General features: G+C 55.7%; 17 protein-coding genes. 7 read left to right on the top strand and 10 right to left on the bottom strand.

What is annotated here, in order from left to right; translation table 11 throughout:
- Nucleotides 1-7 precede the first annotated feature (7 nt).
- Together ACQUTI_RS12605 and ACQUTI_RS12600 are read right to left on the bottom strand one after the other, a co-directional pair.
- Entirely contained in the window at nt 8-1,684 is a 1,677-nt protein-coding gene (locus ACQUTI_RS12605; RefSeq protein WP_064794535.1) for an FAD-dependent oxidoreductase, read from the bottom strand.
- On the bottom strand, nt 1,681-2,502 hold the full coding sequence (locus ACQUTI_RS12600) for a shikimate dehydrogenase family protein (RefSeq protein ID WP_057213663.1): 822 nt from the start codon (nt 2,500-2,502) through the stop codon (nt 1,681-1,683). Before ACQUTI_RS12600 ends, ACQUTI_RS12605 begins: the two co-directional genes overlap by 4 nt.
- 152 nt (nt 2,503-2,654) lie before the next feature.
- On the opposite strand from ACQUTI_RS12600, the gene ACQUTI_RS12595 reads away from it, so the two are divergent.
- Nucleotides 2,655-3,413 carry an IclR family transcriptional regulator domain-containing protein gene (locus tag ACQUTI_RS12595; protein ID WP_004204808.1) on the top strand — a complete coding sequence of 253 codons (759 nt, stop codon included), beginning with the start codon at nt 2,655-2,657 and terminating at the stop codon, nt 3,411-3,413.
- A 38-nt stretch (nt 3,414-3,451) separates the two neighbouring features.
- Here ACQUTI_RS12595 and ACQUTI_RS12590 read toward each other — a convergent pair whose 3' ends face one another.
- The 8 genes from ACQUTI_RS12590 to ACQUTI_RS12555 all read right to left on the bottom strand — a co-directional run bounded on the left by ACQUTI_RS12590 (nt 3,452) and on the right by ACQUTI_RS12555 (nt 11,394).
- A complete protein-coding gene (locus tag ACQUTI_RS12590) occupies nt 3,452-3,784 on the bottom strand; it encodes a hypothetical protein (protein WP_017898918.1) in 333 nt (110 codons plus the stop codon).
- Between the two features lie 248 nt (nt 3,785-4,032).
- Nucleotides 4,033-4,920 carry a heme o synthase gene (gene cyoE, locus ACQUTI_RS12585; RefSeq protein WP_002891629.1) on the bottom strand — a complete coding sequence of 296 codons (888 nt, stop codon included), beginning with the start codon at nt 4,918-4,920 and terminating at the stop codon, nt 4,033-4,035.
- A gap of 11 nt (nt 4,921-4,931) precedes the next feature.
- Entirely contained in the window at nt 4,932-5,261 is a 330-nt protein-coding gene (locus ACQUTI_RS12580) for a cytochrome o ubiquinol oxidase subunit IV (RefSeq protein WP_002891634.1), read from the bottom strand.
- The gene (locus tag ACQUTI_RS12575; protein WP_002891635.1) at nt 5,261-5,872 is read right to left on the bottom strand and encodes a cytochrome o ubiquinol oxidase subunit III; all 612 of its coding nucleotides are present in this window, start codon (nt 5,870-5,872) and stop codon (nt 5,261-5,263) included. Before ACQUTI_RS12575 ends, ACQUTI_RS12580 begins: the two co-directional genes overlap by 1 nt.
- Nucleotides 5,862-7,853 carry a cytochrome o ubiquinol oxidase subunit I gene (gene cyoB / locus ACQUTI_RS12570; protein WP_004204804.1) on the bottom strand — a complete coding sequence of 664 codons (1,992 nt, stop codon included), beginning with the start codon at nt 7,851-7,853 and terminating at the stop codon, nt 5,862-5,864. The genes ACQUTI_RS12575 and cyoB overlap by 11 nt, the downstream gene beginning before the upstream one ends.
- Before the next feature lie 19 nt (nt 7,854-7,872).
- The gene (gene cyoA / locus ACQUTI_RS12565) at nt 7,873-8,817 is read right to left on the bottom strand and encodes a cytochrome o ubiquinol oxidase subunit II (protein WP_004204802.1); all 945 of its coding nucleotides are present in this window, start codon (nt 8,815-8,817) and stop codon (nt 7,873-7,875) included.
- Between the two features lie 479 nt (nt 8,818-9,296).
- Nucleotides 9,297-10,772, bottom strand: coding sequence for a muropeptide MFS transporter AmpG (gene ampG, locus ACQUTI_RS12560; RefSeq protein WP_048323172.1), 1,476 nt, complete (start codon nt 10,770-10,772; stop codon nt 9,297-9,299).
- 43 nt (nt 10,773-10,815) lie between these two features.
- Nucleotides 10,816-11,394 (bottom strand): lipoprotein, encoded by a 579-nt coding sequence (locus ACQUTI_RS12555; protein WP_004204800.1) that lies wholly within the window; start codon nt 11,392-11,394, stop codon nt 10,816-10,818.
- 302 nt (nt 11,395-11,696) lie between these two features.
- Between ACQUTI_RS12555 and bolA the strand changes: the two genes are divergently transcribed.
- The 6 genes from bolA to hupB all read left to right on the top strand — a co-directional run bounded on the left by bolA (nt 11,697) and on the right by hupB (nt 19,134).
- On the top strand, nt 11,697-12,014 hold the full coding sequence (gene bolA / locus ACQUTI_RS12550; RefSeq protein ID WP_002891649.1) for a transcriptional regulator BolA: 318 nt from the start codon (nt 11,697-11,699) through the stop codon (nt 12,012-12,014).
- A 345-nt stretch (nt 12,015-12,359) separates the two neighbouring features.
- On the top strand, nt 12,360-13,658 hold the full coding sequence (gene tig / locus ACQUTI_RS12545) for a trigger factor (RefSeq protein ID WP_126494718.1): 1,299 nt from the start codon (nt 12,360-12,362) through the stop codon (nt 13,656-13,658).
- Nucleotides 13,659-13,966: 308 nt separating this feature from the next.
- Nucleotides 13,967-14,590, top strand: a complete 624-nt coding sequence (gene clpP, locus ACQUTI_RS12540) for an ATP-dependent Clp endopeptidase proteolytic subunit ClpP (protein ID WP_002891804.1) — start codon at nt 13,967-13,969, stop codon at nt 14,588-14,590.
- 249 nt (nt 14,591-14,839) lie between these two features.
- Nucleotides 14,840-16,114, top strand: coding sequence for an ATP-dependent protease ATP-binding subunit ClpX (gene clpX / locus ACQUTI_RS12535; RefSeq protein WP_002891807.1), 1,275 nt, complete (start codon nt 14,840-14,842; stop codon nt 16,112-16,114).
- Nucleotides 16,115-16,297: 183 nt separating this feature from the next.
- Nucleotides 16,298-18,652 (top strand): endopeptidase La, encoded by a 2,355-nt coding sequence (gene lon / locus ACQUTI_RS12530; RefSeq protein WP_004151336.1) that lies wholly within the window; start codon nt 16,298-16,300, stop codon nt 18,650-18,652.
- A 209-nt stretch (nt 18,653-18,861) separates the two neighbouring features.
- Nucleotides 18,862-19,134: a nucleoid-associated protein HU-beta gene (gene hupB / locus ACQUTI_RS12525; RefSeq protein WP_002444653.1), complete on the top strand. Its 273-nt coding sequence runs from the start codon at nt 18,862-18,864 to the stop codon at nt 19,132-19,134.
- The last annotated feature ends 192 nt before the right edge of the window (nt 19,135-19,326 follow it).

The raw sequence follows: 19,326 nt of genomic DNA, 5'->3' as shown, positions 1-19,326 counted from the left end.
TTCCTGATTAGTGGGTGGCGGGTTGCGCCAGATGGCAGGCGGCGAGGTAGCCAAACGTCAGCCCCGGGCCAAGGGTGATGCCGGGACCCGGGTAGGTGCCGGCCATCAGCGAATCCATGTCGTTTCCCACCGCGTACAGACCCGCAATGGGGTTGCCTTCAGCGTTGACGACCTGGGCATCGGCGGTGGTGACCAGACCTCGAGAAGTCCCCAGATCGCCGGTATAGAGTTTGATGGCATAGAACGGCGCGCTGAGCAGGGGAGCGTTGCAGGCGTCAGGATGACGGCCCGGATCGCCCATCGCCCGGTTATAGCTGTTGCCGCCTTTGGCAAACTCACGGTCCACACCCTGCGCGGCGTCACGATTGTAGCGGGCGACCGTCTCGCTCAGGGCGTGGGCATCCAGCCCAAGCTGCTGCGCCAGCGCGGCCAGGGTATCGGCTCTATGCAGATAGCCAGCGGCGATCAGGGCGTCATTGTTCACCGGCGCCGGGCGCGCCAGCCCGAGGCCATAACGCTTCATCGCCTGCGCGTCGCACAGTAAAAAGCAGGGGGCATTCTCCGCTGCACGCTGCATCGCGCTCGCAAAATGGTGATAGGAGCTGGACTCGTTAACGAAGCGTACCGCCCGCTGATTGACGGCAATCACGCCCGGCTTGGCCCGGTCGGTCACCAGGTGGGGGAAGCGCTCCTCGCTACCGTCGGCCCGGGTCAGCACCGATACCGGCGCCCAGAAAAAGTTGGACGCGCGATCGGCTCCCTCGCGAGCGTTAAGTGCCGCCGCAAGACGCAGCGCAGCGCCATCATTGGCTGGCGGCGACATGGTGAAGTGCTCTCGGGTGTGAGGCCGATAGCGCGCCGCCAGCGCGCCAGCGGCAAAGCCGCCTGCGGCTAGCACCACCCCACGGCGGGCGTGTAGCGTCTCTTTTTGCCCCTGATAGTCAATCTCTACCCCGGTGACCGCGCCTTGCGATTCGCACAGCGCCAGCACATTGACATTCAGCCGCAGGCTCATGCCTTTACGCAGCGCCGTGGTCGCCATGCGGGCAATCAGCGCATTGCCCATCGCCAGGCGGGTGCCGCGAGGATATTTCACCCGGTCGCGGGCGTAGCGCAGCAGCAGCCGGGTGCAATGGGCCAGGGAGCGCAGCGAGCGACGCATATCGAGAAAATGTTGAATGTCGACGCGGTTGACCATCATCCCGCCAAACAGCAGCATCCCCGGCGGAGGCGAGCGCAGGTCGCGAAACGCGTCCCCCAGTTCACGGCCGTCATACTCGACCACCTCCAGCGCCCGACCGACGTCGACGGCGCCGGGCTCATCCGGATAGTAATCGGGTGAGAGCGGGCGCAGGCTATATTTCACCGCCCCCTCGCGCTCCAGAAAGGAGAGGGCCTCTCGCCCGGCGCGGACAAACGCCTCGGCGATATCTTCGCGGTAGTGGGCCTCGCCGATAATGGTTCGTAGATAGGTTTTGATCGCTTCGGCGCTACCGCTTTTGCCCTCGGCGCGCGCCTGGTCGGTATCGTGCAGCCACACGGCGCCGCCGGAGATGGCCGAGGTGCCGCCGAACTGACCGGCTTTCTCCAGCATCAGCACCGACAGCCCTTTGCAGCTGGCGGTGACCGCGGCGGCAAAGCCAGCGGCGCCACTGCCGATGACGATCACATCCCAGCTTTTCATGCCGCCGCTCCCTGCGCCGACGGGATGGCGCCGATAAACTGGCCCATCAGCGTCATCTGCGCCAGCGCCATTTCCGGCCCAGTCTGTACCCGGCAGCCGCGGGCGGCGGCGAAGGTGAGCAACGGCGTCATCACCGGAGCGGTGACAACGTCGGCCACGTGGGTGGCGCTGTCGAGCGTCTCCAGCAGCGCCTGGGGTAGGGGCAGTGCATCAAACCCGGCCATGCCGGCCGGCGAGCCGTTGATCAGCAGATCGACACCGTGCAGGCTGTCCGGCAGCGTGCTCAGTTGCACCGCCGGAAAGGCCTCAGTCAGAAGATCGTGCAGGCGTTGCCGGGTGGCCGGGTTTTGATCGTGCAGCGCCAGTTGGCGGATCCCCGCCTCGCACAATCCCCAGGCGATGGCGCTGCCGACGCCGCCGCAACCGGAGAGCAGCGCCTGCTTATCTGCCGGCTGAAAACCCTGTGCCTCGGCGGCAAGCTGAAATCCGACGCCGTCCAGCATATCGCCCTGTAACCGGCCATCCGCCAGCTTGCGGATCACATTGATGGCGTTGAGTCGGCGAGCGCGCGGCGTAAGTTCGTCGACCAGCGCGGCGGCGCGTTGTTTATGCGGTACCGTCACCAGCACGCCGCTCATGTTCTGCCAGCCGCGCAGGGCGTTGAGGTAGGCGGCCACCGCGTCCGGGACGATATCCACCGGGATCATGACGCTGTCCATGTGCTGTTCGGCAAAGTAGCGGTTGAAGTTATCCGGTGATTTCACCTGGGCGATCGGATGACCAATCACGGCGACAACCTGGGTAGTTCCACTGACCATTTCAAACCTCATTTGTTAAATGAATGTTGTGAAAGTATTTCAGCGGAAGCTGGGAGCGACAACGCAGAATTCGGACATGTTGGTTGTTAATCGCACCATCGCTGCGATAATCGCAGGAAATCGATAATGATGTTGCAAAAATGTGAGCGAATATGCAAAACACCATTCATCCACGCGATCTGATCGTCGGTTTACAAAAAGGGTTGGCGTTGATCCAGCTTTTTTCCAAAAACTGCCCAAAGCTCACTGTTGCCCAGGCGGCGAAAATGAGCGGTCTGACGCAAAGCGCGGCACGACGTTTTTTGTTGACGCTGCTGCATGATCGTTATTTGCAAACCGATGGGCGCTATTACTGGCTTACCCCGAAGACCCTGCGGCTTGGCCAGGCCTATGTTGATTCGGCGCAGTTTCCACGCATGGTGCGACCGATTGTCGAATACATCGCCAGCCGGACCGAAGAGCACGCCTCGGTGGGGGTGGTGGATGAAGATGAGCTGGTCTATATCGCCCGCAGCCGGCATACACCGTTTAACTCCACGTCGGTTCGGTTAGGGGAGCGGGTGCCCATCTTCTGTACCGCCGGGGGGCGATTATGGCTGGCTTCTCTGCCGGAAGCAGAGTGTGAAGCGGTTCTGCAGCGCATTACCCGGGAACAACGCACGCCCTATACGGTGACCGACGTCGCGCCGCTGATGGAGAAAATCGCTCAGGTGCGGCGTCAGGGATACGCCACCATTGAACAGGAGTTTGAGATTGGCATGCTGGTGCTGGCGGTACCGTTAACCGACAGGGAAGGAACCTGGTGGGGAGCGCTAAGTCTGACCAGCCATCAATCGCGGACCTCGCTGGAAGCGTTATGCCGTGATCATCTCGATCTGCTCTACAGCGCGCAGGCGATGCTGGTGGGGTAAACAGGGCAGCCGATGCGCTGCCCTCGGCAAGATGTCGCTTAGGCTGATGCTTTGTTCAGGAAACTGCTCCAGTCGCTGGCGGCGTTATCGACAAAGGTGTTCCAGCTGTTGCCGGCGGTATTGACGAAGCTTCCCCAGTTATCCTTACCGGCGGTCACAAAGGTTTCCCAATTTGACTGACCGGTCAGGAAGGAACCAAACGCCATTGTGCTGTCGCAGACGAACGAGGCGAATGCGTTGCCAGAGGTGAGGACAAATGAGGTGAAACCGATGCCCGAGTTGGCGACGAAGCTGGCGAAGCCGCTGGCCGCGCCGAACAGGTTAAAGCCGCCGGAGATGTAGTCCATTTCGTTCAGTGTTAACTCTTTCATTGCAATTCCTTGTATTGAATATTTCCAAAACGGGCATAAGCCCGAGGCGAAAGGTAGCACCGTAGAGCTGAACGGGGCGAGCGACGTCCGGTTGGTATAAGCTCATTTTTTCCTCATTTATTAGCGGGTAGCTACGAAAACGGTGTGGGGGAGGGGAGGGAAGTATGAATTGAGAAAGGAAAAAGACGTGAAACAGAAAAGAAAAAGCCCCGTAAAAACGGGGCTTTATATCATACTGGAGCGGGTGATTATCTCACATAAGCCAGCAGACTATGTGAATCCGGCACCATAAAGTCAACGGACATCATCACGGACAGCGCAGTGATGGCAACGATGGAAAAGACGAAGAGCTTACGCGCCCAGACTTTATCATCTGCCACTTTGTAGCCGCGCAGCGCCATGCCCAGCCACCAGACGCTGACCGCTGCCGCTACGACCAGGTATTTGTACCCGGCATAGCCGCCCAGCGAGAGCATCAGGGTCGCAACGGCAAAGGCGACGATGTACAGCGTAATATGGTTTTTGGCGACCGATATACCTTTCACTACCGGCAGCACCGGAATATTCGCCGCCTGATAATCCTTGAAGCGGAAAATCGCGATGGCGTAGGAGTGAGGCATCTGCCACAGGCTAAAGATAGCCAGCAGGATAGCCGCACCGCTGTCGAAATCACCGGTCACTGCGCAGTAGCCAATCACCGGCGGCGCTGCGCCGGAGAGTGAGCCAATCAGCGTGCCATAGACGGAGTGGCGTTTCATGTACAGGCTGTAGACGCCGACATAAACCACGAACCCCATCACCCCCAGCCAGCAGGCCAGCGGATTTGCGCCGAACCACAGCAGCATAAAGCCAGCAATACCCAGCAAGGTGGCGTACACCAGCGAAGCTTCTGGCGAGATCAGCCCTTTGACCAGCACCCGGTTTTTCGTCCGTTCCATCTTACGATCGATGTCCCGGTCGATGTAGTTGTTGAATACACAACCCGAGGCGACCACCAGGGATACTCCAAGGAGCGTCCAGACGAACAGCGGATAGTCGATGTGGCCTTTGGAGGCCAGCAGGAAACCGCCGATCACGGAGATCAGGTTGCCAAAAATAATGCCTGGTTTCGTAACTTGCAGGTATTGCTTAAACATACTCGCCGCTCTTAGTGCATCATCATGTTGTAGTTCAGGTTCCACATAATCCAGATGGAGCCGACAACCACGATCGCAATGATGATTACGGTGAAGATAAATGCGGTCAGGTTCCAGCCTTCATCGGACTTGCTGTTCATATGCAGGAAGTACACGAGGTGTACCACGATCTGCACTACAGCGGTCACCAGAATGGTGCCAAGGATAACCGCATGCGAGGCGGAGCCACTCATCACCATGGCGAACGGAATGACCGTCAGGATGATGGACAGGATAAATCCTGTCATGTAGCTCTTCACGCTGCCGTGAGAAGCGCCGCTATGATCGGTAGAATGACTCATTACATCGCCCCCATCAGATAGACAACCGAGAACACGCAGATCCACACCACGTCCAGGAAGTGCCAGAACAGGCTCAGGCACAGGATACGGGTGCGGTTAGTGCTGGTCAGGCCACGACGTGAAACCTGGAACATCAGCACCGCCATCCAGATAAGACCGGAGGTCACGTGCAGACCGTGGGTGCCGACCAGCGCGAAGAACGCGGACAGGAAGCCACTACGATCCGGACCAAAGCCTTCCATGATCAGGTGATGGAATTCATAGATTTCCATCCCGATAAATCCGGCGCCAAACAACCAGGTCAACGCCAGCCAGGAAACCACCTGGCTCTTGTTGTTTTTGTACATGGCGATAGCCGCCATGCCGTAGGTGATGGAGCTGAACAGCAGCAGTGCGGTTTCAACCAGAACGAACGGCAGTTCGAAAATATCTTTGCCAGTTGGTCCGCCGGCTGTGCCGTTCACCAGAACGGCATAGGTAGCAAACAGCGTAGCGAAGATAATGCAGTCGCTCATCAGGTAGATCCAGAAACCGAATACCTTCATCGGTCCTGTATCATGGTGCCCGTGTTCATGCGCGTGGGCAGTATGCGCAAGAGTATCAGTTGCCATTTTTCAGCCCTGCTTTGTTAATCTCATCGAAATGCTGTTTTTCCAGTTTTTCGACTTCTGCAACCGGTACGTAGTAATCCACGTCCTCGTCAAAGCTCTTAATAATCCAGGTCGCTACGATGCCGATGAAGCTGGCGATCGCCATCCACCAGATATGCCAGATCATGGCGAAACCAAATACCGTAGCGAAGGCGGCAATGACGATGCCGGCGCCGCTGTTCTTCGGCATATGAATTTCTTCATAGTGAGCAGGCTGTTTGTACGCTTCACCTTTCTCTTTCATTTCCCAGAAGGCGTCACGCTCGTGAACCTGAGGAACGATAGCGAAGTTGTAGAACGGCGGTGGAGAAGAGGTTGCCCACTCCAGCGTACGGCCACCCCATGGGTCACCGGTCAGGTCACGGTTCTGATCGCGGTCGCGAATAGAGACGTAGAACTGAATCAGCTGGCACAGGATACCGCAGGCGATCAGCGCCGCACCGCAAGCTGCAACAACCAGCATCGGGTGGAACTGCGGATCGATCTGCTGGCTCAGACGACGGGTCATCCCCATGAAGCCCAGCACGTACAGCGGCATAAACGCCACGAAGAAGCCGATGATCCAGAACCAGAAAGCGCGTTTGCCCCAGGTTTCGTTCAGGGTGAAGCCAAAGGCTTTCGGCCACCAGTAGGTCAGACCGGCGAAGCAACCGAACACCACACCGCCGATGATAACGTTATGGAAGTGCGCGATCAGGAACAGGCTGTTGTGCAGAACGAAGTCCGCGCCCGGTACCGCCAGCAGCACACCGGTCATCCCACCGACGGAGAAGGTGACGATAAAGCCGATAGTCCACATCATCGCCGAGTTGAAGACGATGCGGCCCTGATACATGGTGAACAGCCAGTTGAAGATCTTAACCCCGGTCGGGATCGCGATAATCATGGTGGTAATACCGAAGAAGGCGTTTACGTTCGCGCCAGCACCCATGGTGAAGAAGTGGTGCAGCCAAACGATGAACGACAGAACGGTAATACAGACGGTTGCCCACACCAGAGAGGTGTAACCGAACAGACGCTTACGCGAGAAGGTCGCGGCGATTTCGGAGAAGACCCCGAACACCGGCAGAACCAGGATGTACACTTCCGGGTGACCCCAGGCCCAAATCAGGTTGATGTACATCATCATGTTGCCACCCATATCGTTGGTAAAGAAATGGGTGCCCAGGTAACGATCCAGGGTCAGCAGCGCGATGGTGACGGTCAGAATTGGGAAAGAGGCGATAATCAGGATGTTAGCGCACAGAGATGCCCAGGAGAATACCGGCATCTTGAACATGGTCATGCCCGGGGCGCGCATCTTGATAATGGTCACGAAGAAGTTAATACCGGTCAGGGTAGTACCGATACCGGAGAGCTGCAGCGCCCAAATCCAGTAGTCGACCCCTACGCCAGGACTGTATTCAATTCCCGACAGCGGCGGATAAGCCAGCCAACCGGTCTGCGCGAACTCACCGACGCCCAGAGACAGGTTAACCAGAATCACGCCCACAACGGTGAACCAGAAGCTCAGGTTGTTGAGGAACGGGAAGGCTACGTCGCGTGCGCCGAGCTGAAGAGGAACCACCAGGTTCATCAGACCGATAACGAACGGCATCGCCACGAAGAAGATCATGATAACGCCGTGGGCGGTAAAGATCTGATCGTAGTGATGAGGCGGCAGGAAGCCTGCTTCCCCGGCCGAGGCCAGCACCTGCTGGCTACGCATCATGATGGCGTCAGCAAAGCCACGCAGCAGCATGACGATTGCCACGATAACGTACATGATACCGAGACGTTTGTGGTCGACAGAAGTCAGCCACTCGTTCCATAGGTAGGACCACTTACCGAAGTAAGTGATGGCTGCCAGAAGCGCCAGTCCCCCAATGATAATCGCAGCCACCGTTACCACGATAATAGGTTCGTGGTAGGGCACTGCATCCAGTGTAAGTTTTCCGAACATCGTTTTCTTCCTCGGCCCCTTAGTGAGCGGTTTCCGCGTGGCTCATGTCCATGCCTTCCATCCCGTCGTGAGCGGCATGCTCGCCTTCAGGTTTGGACATGTTCATGCTCTCGTGAGACATGAATTTGTTCACAACATCTTTGAACAGATCCGGTTTCACGTTAGAGAAGTATTCCACTTTGTTGTATTCGCTAGGCACAGCCACTTTCTCGAACGCGGCCATAGAGTCCATGGCGTTCGGAGACTGTTTCGCTTTTTCAACCCACTGATCGAAAGTTGCACGATCCGGGGTAGCAATCGCTTTGAACTTCATACCAGAGAAGCCCGGGCCACTGTAGCTAGCGGAGATACCGTCATAAGTACCAGCTTCGTCAGCAATGAGGTGCAGCTGAGTCTGCATCCCGGCCATTGCGTAGATCTGGCTGCCTAAGCGCGGAATAAAGAACGAGTTCATCACCGAGTTAGAGGTCACTTTGAAGTGTACCGGTACGTTCGCCGGGAAGGCGATTTCGTTAACGGTAGCAATACCCTGTTCCGGATAGATAAAGAACCATTTCCAGTCCATCGATACGACTTCGATGGTGATTGGTTTCTCGTCATGGACAAGCGGTTTGCTTGGCTCCAGTGCGTGAGTGGTTTTCCAGGTCAGAACGGCCAGGAACAGGATGATCAGAATAGGTACCGTCCAGACCACAGCTTCCACTTTATTGGAGTGTGACCAGTTCGGGCTATACTTCGCATCTTTATTGCTCGCGCGATACTTCCAGGCAAATCCTACTGCCATCAAGACGGCGGGAATAACGACAATCATCATCAGGCCGAAGGCCGTCAGAATCAAAGAGCGTTGCTCCAGTCCAATCTGTCCTTTTGGGTCAAGGAGTGCAGAATCACAACCACTGAGTAATACAGTACCTGCGATTAATGACATCCATCCCAAACTTTTATTGTATTTCCTGAGTCTCATTGAACGACCTCAATTCCACGGGATCTGGTGGCGTTTAAAGTGTATGGGCATTTTACGGTAAGGTTGCATTACTGTAAACATGATTGGATCTCTGTCAGTTCTGTGTTAGCGGCTTCTGCTTGGTTTGTCACATATGTTACGTAGTGTTACGTAATCGCTTGCAAAGCCTGATTTTCGTGGGATCGATAACGAAAGGGATAAGAAAAGGTGTACTTAGCGGCGAATGGGCATAACCACCCAAAAATTAGAACAATTGTTTAACATTTAATTATCAAATAAAAGACATTGTGGAAACGTGAAATAAAAACGGCGTAGCTGAATCGGTTAAATTATTTAAAGAATCGAATGAAAACTGTCAATAATTTCCAGAAAACAAAAACGCACAAAACAACAAATAGCGCGGCGGGCAATATAAAAGCGTTAATAAGCCGTTATAATTACGTTTCGTAATTACAACGGCTAATAATGATGCAGCGTCCTTAAATCAGGTGGGTTTTACGCAGCGCCAGGTAGTCGAGCAGGCCGCCGAACAAAATACCGCCAACGGCAGTCAGCGCGGCAACCTCCAGCAGGCCGGACAGGAAGCTGAACGACGTATAATCCAGCGCGTTGAGGATCAGCAGACCCAGCCATACCGCCAGCAGCAGGCAGCCCAGCGTCAGGATCCCCAGCGCCAGCGCATAGGCCTGCGGATATTCGCTACGCGGTATAAAGCTTGCCGTGCGTTGGGTATGCTCGAGCGTTTGTCGGCACAGCAGCAGCAGCGCGATCCCCGGCACCGCCGCGACCACGGAGAAGAGATAGAAGGTGGACCAGCCGTGGGCCTCGACAAACCAGCCGGCAATCGGCCCGACGTACACGCGGCCAACCGCGGACAGCGCCGAGAGCAGCGCGAACTGGGTGGCGGAGAACGACTTGTTGCACAGCGTCATCAGCAGCGCCACAAACGCCGCCGTCCCCATTCCCCCGCACAGGTTTTCAAAGAATACCGCGGTCGCCATGGAATAGAGGTGCTTATCGGTAATCGACAACAGCCAGTAGCCGGCGTTGGAAACCCCCTGCAGCAGGCCGAAGATCAGCAGCGCCCGGAACAGCGTCAATCGCTGCATCAGGACGCCGCCGTACAGGGCGCCAAGAATGGTGGCGAACAGGCCTAAGGTTTTGTTCACCATTCCCACTTCGCCGGCGTCAAAACCGACGCCGCGGATGAGAAAGGTGGTGGTCAGGCTCATGGCAAAGGCATCGCCAAGCTTATAAAGAACGATGAGCAGCAGAATCAGCCAGGCGTTGTTACGGCCGAAAAAATCGCGCAGCGGTTCAGCTACCGCCTGCTCCAGCGACCGGGGAACCGGGATAACGTCGCTTGGCTCGGGCGCCAGCAGCGTGGCGATGATGCAGGGCACCAGCAGCGCCGCCATCAGCCAGTACATGCCCTGCCAGCCGAGATAGCGGTCGGCGATCCACAGGGCCAGACCACCGGAGACCAGCATCCCGAGGCGATAGCCCAGCACGCTGATCGCGGCGCCAGCGCCGCGCTCTTCCGCTGGCAGAACGTCGGTTTTCCAGGCGTCAAAAACAATATCCTGCGACGCCGAACAGAAGGCGATCACTACCGCCAGCGCCGCCATCCAGCGCAGCTGGGAGGCAGGTTCGAGAAAACCCATCGCCGCGATGGCCAGCAGAAGCAGGACCTGGGTGGTCACCAACCAGCCGCGACGGCGCCCGAGAAACGGCGGCGTGTAGCGGTCCATCAGCGGGGACCAGAGGAATTTAAAGACATAGGCCTGGCCGACAAGCGAGAAAAAACCGATCGTTTTCAGATCGATGTTTTCCACCGTCATCCAGGCCTGCAGGGTACCGGAGGTGAGGGCCAGCGGCAGACCGGAGGCGAAGCCGAGGATCAGCAAAATCGCTGATTTAGGCTGCTGAAAAATGCGTAAGTAGTGACTGGACATAGCATAAAGCACGAACCCGGCGGAAGCCGGGTTCGTGGTGGCATTAACGCGCGTTTTGCTTGATGAAATCGTGGATGCTGGTGTCCTGCGCCATATCGGCGATGGTATCAGTCAGGACGCTGTTGACGGCATCAGCGATGTTTTTGTTCGAGGCCTGGAAGGCACCTTCTACCGAGTAGCTGGCGCGGTAGTTTTTGGTCATCTTCGTGCCGTTTGCCGCGGTGGCGATGATGGCGATATCGGCTTTGGTGGCGATGTTGTAGCGCACGTTGCCCTGGGAGACGTCAGCGTAGAGTTTGTTGACGATGATCTGCAGATCGACTGCGCCGTTCGGGCCAATCATGTAGCCGCGCGCGGTCATTTGTTTCTCCAGCACTTCCTGCAGCAGGAAGCGCAGATCGCGGGAGGCGGTAAGGGTGACCTGTTGGTTGTCGCGCGTCACTTTCGCCAGCGCCTGGTCCGGACGCTGGTCGGCGCCGTTGATGCTGACGGTCACGCCCATCAGGCTAGGATCCTGCTGCGGCAGCGTGATTTTCGGCGATACTTCAATGGTGGTCGGCGGCGTGGCGCATCCTGCCAGCATAAACATGGCGACCAACGGGAAAAGGATCTTCTTAAGCATGTTCAGGTCTCAACGCATGGTGTTGTTATAAGGAAAATTACCGCCATCATAGCATTGCCAACGGCAAGGGGAAGTGGCAACGCGTGTAAATCCATCGCCCTGGCGGTTTTCTGAGCGTCCCGCCACGGTTAATCGCTCTTTCCCCGGCGGATCTGGCGACCAGAGCCAGTAAACGTGATACTTTTGAATGAAAATATCAGAACAATGCTAATTTTTTGTTGTTTTCTCCTAATGGAAGCGGTAAAAGCGGCTAACATTTAAATGGAGTGGCGGCATCTCAGCGTTGTCGGAGGAGAAAATTCATGATGATACGTGAACAGATCGAAGCAAAACTTAGAGCAGCGTTCGACCCGATGTATCTCGAAGTCGTGGATGAAAGTTATCGTCACAACGTCCCTGCGGGCTCTGAAAGTCATTTTAAAGTGGTGTTAGTGAGCGATCGCTTCACTGGCGAGCGTTTCCTAAATCGCCACCGTATGATCTACGGCACGCTAACCGAGGAGCTGTCGAATACGGTGCACGCCCTGGCGCTGCACACCTACACGATTAAAGAATGGGAAGCGCTACAGGATACGGTTTTCGCCTCGCCGCCGTGCCGCGGCGCGGGGAGCATCGCCTAGAAATCCCATTTGCAACCGCTGGCGCTTTTCCAGTATGTTGCTTGCAGATTTAGCAAAAACGGCCTACGGGCCGTTTTGTTTTGCCTGGAAAATGCGCAAACTCAGCGCTTTTGCGGACAAAATTGAGCGGGAAATGTGAAAAATGCCGCAGCACCAGGCGACAACCGTTCTCGACTCACAAAAGTGATGCCGCTATAATGCCGCGTCTTATATATGAATGTCTTCGGGATGATTCTGACGACAGGGAATGTGTTTCTGATTTGAAGAGGGCATCCCGGTTCTGCGAAGCCACCTACACGCGCTTCCAGAGTTGACCGAGCACTGTGATTTTTTTGAGGTAACAAGATGCAAGTTTCAGTTGAAACCACTCAGGGCCTTGGGCGCCGTGTAACGATTACTATCGCCGCTGACAGCATCGAGAATGCTGTCAAAAGCGAGCTGGTCAACGTAGCGAAAAAAGTTCGCATTGACGGCTTCCGTAAAGGCAAAGTGCCGATGAATGTTGTTGCTCAGCGCTATGGCGCTTCCGTTCGTCAGGACGTGCTGGGCGACCTGATGAGCCGTCATTTCGTTGACGCGATCATCAAAGAAAAAATCAATCCGGCCGGCGCGCCGAACTACGTTCCGGGCGAATACAAACTGGGTGAAGACTTCACCTACGCGGTAGAGTTCGAAGTGTATCCGGAAGTTGAACTGCAGGGTCTGGAAGCGATCGAAGTAGAAAAACCGGTTGTTGAAGTGACCGACGCTGACGTTGACACCATGCTGGAAACCCTGCGCAAGCAGCAGGCAACCTGGAAAGAAAAAGAAGGCGCGGTTGACGCTGAAGATCGCGTAACCATCGACTTCACCGGTTCCGTAGATGGTGAAGAGTTCGAAGGCGGCAAAGCTTCTGACTTCGTACTGGCGATGGGCCAGGGTCGCATGATCCCGGGCTTCGAAGACGGTATCAAAGGCCACAAAGCGGGTGACGAGTTCACCATCGACGTGACCTTCCCGGAAGAATACCACGCAGAAAACCTGAAAGGTAAAGCGGCTAAGTTCGTTATCAACCTGAAGAAAGTTGAAGAACGTGAACTGCCGGAGCTGACCGAAGAATTCATCAAACGTTTCGGCGTGGAAGATGGTTCCGTCGCTGGCCTGCGCGCTGAAGTGCGTAAAAACATGGAACGCGAGCTGAAAGGCGCTGTGCGTAACCGCGTGAAGTCTCAGGCTATCGAAGGTCTGGTTAAAGCTAACGACATCGACGTTCCGACAGCTCTGATCGACAGCGAAATCGACGTGCTGCGTCGCCAGGCTGCTCAGCGTTTCGGTGGCAACGAGAAACAGGCTCTGGAACTGCCGCGCGAACTGTTCGAAGAGCAGGCTAAACGCCGCGTAGTGGTTGGCCTGCTGCTGGGCGAAGTGATTCGCACCAACGAGCTGAAAGCTGACGAAGAGCGCGTGAAAGGCCTGATCGAAGAGATGGCTTCTGCTTACGAAGATCCGTCAGAAGTGGTTGAGTTCTACAGCAAGAACAAAGAGCTGATGGACAACATGCGCAACGTGGCGCTGGAAGAGCAGGCTGTTGAAGCCGTGCTGGCGAAAGCCAAAGTGTCTGAAAAAGCCACTTCCTTCAACGAACTGATGAACCAGCAGGCGTAATTTCGCCGCGATTGTTCAAGGTTCGGGCAAAAACCCGTTGCCGAAAGGCGGCGGGTTTTTTTTTAGCTAATGATAGCCTCAGGCACGGTGCTAAAACGCATTTACCATGATAGCGTTACAGCAAAAGCTTGTTATGCTTGAAATATGGCAACGCCATCCCCATTACCGAGGGAGGCAACTGCATCCGCAATCGCACGCGTGTTGAAGAGGCGGTGACGCGTTCAGCGGATAGAAACTGTGGCTGATAATCCGTCCGTAAGGTTACAATCAGTGCAGCAGGTATTTTAAAATTACTCCAGGAGACGGAAATGTCATACAGTGGCGAACGAGACAACTTTGCACCCCATATGGCCCTGGTGCCGATGGTCATTGAACAGACCTCACGCGGTGAACGTTCTTTTGATATCTACTCCCGTCTGCTTAAGGAACGCGTCATTTTTCTGACCGGCCAGGTCGAAGACCACATGGCAAACCTGATCGTGGCGCAGATGCTGTTTCTGGAAGCGGAAAACCCGGAAAAAGACATTTACCTGTACATTAACTCTCCGGGCGGGGTGATCACCGCCGGGATGTCGATTTATGACACCATGCAGTTCATCAAGCCGGACGTCAGCACCATCTGTATGGGCCAGGCCGCGTCCATGGGCGCGTTCCTGCTGACCGCCGGGGCGAAGGGCAAGCGTTTCTGCCTGCCGAACTCCCGCGTGATGATCCACCAGCCGCTGGGCGGCTATCAGGGGCAGGCGACGGATATTGAGATCCACGCCCGTGAAATCCTGAAGGTGAAAGGACGCATGAATGAGCTGATGGCGCATCATACCGGCCAGTCTCTTGAGCAGATTGAGCGTGACACCGAGCGTGACCGCTTCCTGTCTGCTGCGGAAGCCGTGGAGTACGGACTGGTCGACTCTATTTTGACCCATCGTAATTGATGCCCTGGGCGTAAGGGTGCCGCTTTACGCTTCATCCTTCTCGCCACGTTTGCTGAGCGGTTGGCATTTTTCCGGACGCTTGCCGGGCAGGCAGGCGGCCGGTCGCTTCGCTACCGCCGCGATGTAGCGCGAAGGATTTTGTGTATATACTAATGAAGGGCGGCACAACGCTATATGGCGGCTTGCGCCTGAGAATGGCATTTGCGTCGTCGTGTGCGGCACAAAGAACTTAAAAAGAGGTTTGGACTCATGACAGATAAACGCAAAGATGGATCGGGCAAATTGTTGTATTGCTCTTTTTGCGGCAAAAGCCAGCATGAAGTGCGTAAGCTGATCGCCGGGCCATCCGTGTATATCTGCGACGAATGCGTTGATTTATGTAACGACATCATTCGCGAAGAGATTAAAGAAGTTGCGCCGCACCGCGAGCGCAGCGCGCTGCCGACGCCGCACGAGATTCGCCACCACCTTGATGACTACGTCATCGGTCAGGAACAGGCGAAAAAAGTGTTGGCGGTCGCGGTATACAACCACTACAAACGTCTGCGCAATGGCGATACCAGCAATGGCGTAGAGCTGGGTAAAAGTAACATCCTGCTGATCGGGCCGACCGGCTCCGGTAAAACGCTGCTGGCGGAAACGCTGGCGCGCCTGCTGGATGTGCCGTTTACCATGGCGGACGCCACCACCCTGACCGAAGCCGGTTATGTGGGTGAGGACGTCGAAAATATCATTCAGAAACTGCTGCAGAAGTGCGATTACGACGTGCAGAAAGCGCAGCGCGGCATCGTCTATATCGACGAAATCGACAAAATTTCGCGTAAGTCCGATAACCCGTCGATTACTCGCGATGTCTCCGGCGAAGGCGTGCAGCAGGCGTTGCTGAAGCTCATCGAAGGCACCGTCGCCGCCGTTCCACCGCAGGGCGGGCGTAAACACCCGCAGCAGGAGTTCCTGCAGGTTGATACCTCCAAGATCCTGTTTATCTGCGGCGGCGCGTTTGCCGGTCTGGACAAAGTGATTTCCCACCGTGTGGAAACCGGCTCCGGCATTGGTTTTGGCGCGACGGTTAAAGCGAAATCCGACAAAGCGAGCGAAGGCGAGCTGCTGGCCCAGGTCGAGCCGGAAGATCTGATCAAGTTTGGTTTGATTCCGGAATTCATCGGCCGTCTGCCGGTCGTGGCGACCCTGAACGAGCTGAGCGAAGAAGCGCTGATCCAGATCCTGAAAGAGCCGAAAAACGCCCTGACCAAGCAGTATCAGGCGCTGTTTAGCCTTGAAGGCGCAGAGCTTGAATTCCGCGACGAAGCGCTGGATGCCATCGCCAAGAAAGCGATGGCGCGTAAAACCGGCGCCCGTGGCCTGCGTTCCATTGTGGAAGCGGCGCTGCTGGACACCATGTATGATCTGCCTTCGATGGAAGATGTCGAAAAAGTGGTCATTGATGAGTCGGTTATCGCCGGTCAGAGCAAACCGCTGCTGATCTACGGCAAACCGGAAGCGCAGCAGGCATCTGGCGAATAATTAGCCATTTCACTCAAGCAGTTAACAAAAAGGGGGGATTTTATCTCCCCTTTTATTTTTCCTGCATTCCCGCCGTTGAATGTGTGGAATACATCCCCATATACTGGATTACATATTAACGACGATGCAGTGAAGTGTGGCGTCGTCGGCTACCTGGCGGACTTTAAACTAAGAGAGAGCTCTATGAATCCTGAGCGTTCTGAACGCATTGAAATCCCCGTATTGCCGTTGCGCGATGTGGTGGTTTATCCGCACATGGTCATACCCCTGTTCGTAGGGCGGGAAAAATCTATCCGTTGCCTCGAAGCGGCCATGGACCATGATAAAAAAATCATGCTGGTTGCGCAGAAAGAAGCGTCGACGGATGAGCCGGGTGTAAACGATCTTTTCACCGTTGGAACCGTGGCGTCTATTTTGCAGATGCTGAAGCTGCCAGACGGCACCGTGAAGGTGCTGGTCGAAGGGCTACAGCGTGCACGCATTTCTGCGCTGTCTGATAATGGCGAGCATTTCTCGGCGAAAGCGGAGTATCTCGACTCGCCGGCGATTGACGAACGTGAGCAGGAAGTGCTGGTTCGTACCGCTATCAGCCAGTTTGAAGGCTATATCAAGCTGAATAAGAAGATTCCACCGGAAGTGCTGACGTCGCTGAACAGCATCGACGATCCGGCGCGCCTGGCGGATACCATCGCGGCGCATATGCCGCTGAAGCTGGCGGACAAGCAGTCCGTGCTTGAGATGTCCGACGTCAACGAACGTCTGGAATATCTGATGGCGATGATGGAATCGGAAATCGATCTGCTGCAGGTTGAGAAGCGCATTCGCAACCGCGTCAAAAAGCAGATGGAGAAATCCCAGCGCGAGTACTATCTGAATGAGCAAATGAAAGCGATTCAGAAAGAACTCGGCGAGATGGACGACGCCCCGGACGAAAACGAAGCGCTGAAGCGCAAGATCGACGCGGCGAAAATGCCGAAAGAGGCGAAAGAGAAAACCGAAGCGGAACTGCAGAAGCTGAAGATGATGTCGCCGATGTCTGCGGAAGCGACCGTCGTGCGTGGCTACATCGACTGGATGGTGCAGGTGCCGTGGAATGCGCGCAGTAAGGTCAAGAAAGACCTGCGTCAGGCCCAGGAGATCCTCGATACCGATCACTATGGTCTGGAGCGCGTGAAGGACCGCATCCTTGAGTATCTCGCGGTGCAGAGCCGGGTGAACAAAATCAAGGGGCCGATCCTCTGCCTGGTGGGACCGCCGGGGGTAGGTAAAACCTCGCTGGGGCAATCTATCGCCAAAGCGACCGGCCGGAAATACGTCCGCATGGCGCTGGGCGGCGTGCGCGATGAAGCGGAAATTCGCGGTCATCGTCGAACCTATATTGGCTCGATGCCGGGCAAACTGATCCAGAAAATGGCGAAAGTGGGGGTAAAAAACCCGCTGTTCCTGCTGGATGAGATTGACAAAATGTCTTCCGACATGCGCGGCGACCCGGCTTCTGCGTTGCTTGAGGTGCTGGATCCGGAACAGAACGTGGCCTTTAACGACCACTATCTGGAAGTGGATTACGATCTCAGCGACGTGATGTTCGTGGCGACTTCCAACTCCATGAACATTCCGGCGCCGCTGCTGGACCGTATGGAAGTGATTCGCCTCTCGGGTTACACCGAAGATGAAAAACTGAACATCGCCAAGCGTCACCTGCTGCCGAAGCAGATCGAACGCAACGCGCTGAAAAAAGGCGAACTGACCGTCGACGACAGCGCCATTATCGGCATTATTCGTTACTACACCCGTGAAGCGGGCGTTCGTAGCCTGGAGCGTGAAATCTCCAAGCTGTGCCGTAAGGCCGTTAAGCAGCTGTTGCTGGATAAATCGCTGAAACACATCGAAATTAATGGTGAGAATCTGCATGATTATCTCGGTGTGCAGCGCTTCGACTATGGCCGCGCCGATAGCGAGAACCGCGTCGGTCAGGTGACCGGTCTGGCGTGGACGGAAGTGGGCGGCGACCTGCTGACCATCGAAACCGCCTGCGTACCGGGCAAAGGCAAACTGACCTACACCGGATCGCTGGGCGAGGTGATGCAGGAGTCGATTCAGGCTGCGCTGACCGTGGTACGTTCGCGGGCGGACAAGCTGGGGATTAACGCCGACTTTTACGAGAAGCGTGATATTCACGTCCACGTACCGGAAGGGGCGACGCCGAAGGACGGTCCGAGCGCGGGGATTGCCATGTGTACGGCGCTGGTCTCCTGCCTGACCGGCAACCCGGTACGCGCCGATGTGGCGATGACCGGGGAGATTACGCTGCGTGGACAGGTGCTGCCGATCGGCGGTCTGAAGGAAAAACTGCTGGCGGCGCATCGCGGCGGTATTAAGACTGTTCTGATTCCTGATGAGAACAAACGCGACCTTGAAGAAATTCCGGATAACGTTATCGCTGATTTGGATATCCATCCGGTGAAACGAATCGAGGAAGTTCTGACACTTGCGCTGCAAAACGAACCGTTTGGCATGCAGGTTGTGACCGCGAAATAGTGATTCTGCGCAAATTGCGCTAATAAAAATAGGGCTGGTAAGTCATTTCGGACTTGCCAGCCTTTTTTTGTGTAGCTAACTTAGATCGCTGGCAGGGGGGTCATCGACAACTGCTGTTGTAAGGGCATGACAGTCCTGATATAACTGCTGCGCGGTCGCACTATGAAGGACTCTGGTGCGATATAAATTATAAAGAGAGGAAGAGAACAGTGAATAAATCTCAACTGATTGACAAAATTGCTGCGGGTGCGGACATTTCTAAAGCTGCAGCTGGACGTGCGTTAGATGCTTTAATCGCTTCTGTTACTGAATCTCTGCAGGCTGGGGATGACGTTGCGCTGGTAGGTTTCGGTACCTTTGCTGTTAAAGAACGTGCCGCCCGTACTGGTCGCAACCCACAAACAGGTAAAGAAATTACTATCGCTGCCGCAAAAGTGCCGGGCTTCCGTGCTGGTAAAGCGCTGAAAGACGCGGTGAACTGATCGGCTTTCCCGTCAGGGAATGTGACGAAGTACAAGGGCGCATCGTGAGATGTGCCTTTTTTATTGCCTTTTCAGACCACTTTATGTGTGTTTATCGCCACTTGTGGGCTGACAATCACCCTGTTTTCTTGTCAAAATACGTCCTCACGCGCGGCGGCCATCACGTGCTATGCTGCGCGAGCTAAAGTCATC

It is taken from the genome of Klebsiella sp. 7-CIP_Kleb., from assembly GCF_050378655.1.
GTDB lineage: Bacteria > Pseudomonadota > Gammaproteobacteria > Enterobacterales > Enterobacteriaceae > Klebsiella > Klebsiella quasipneumoniae.
The sequence above is the reverse complement of the archived record's forward strand: the minus strand, read 5'-3'. Positions and strand labels throughout refer to the sequence as shown.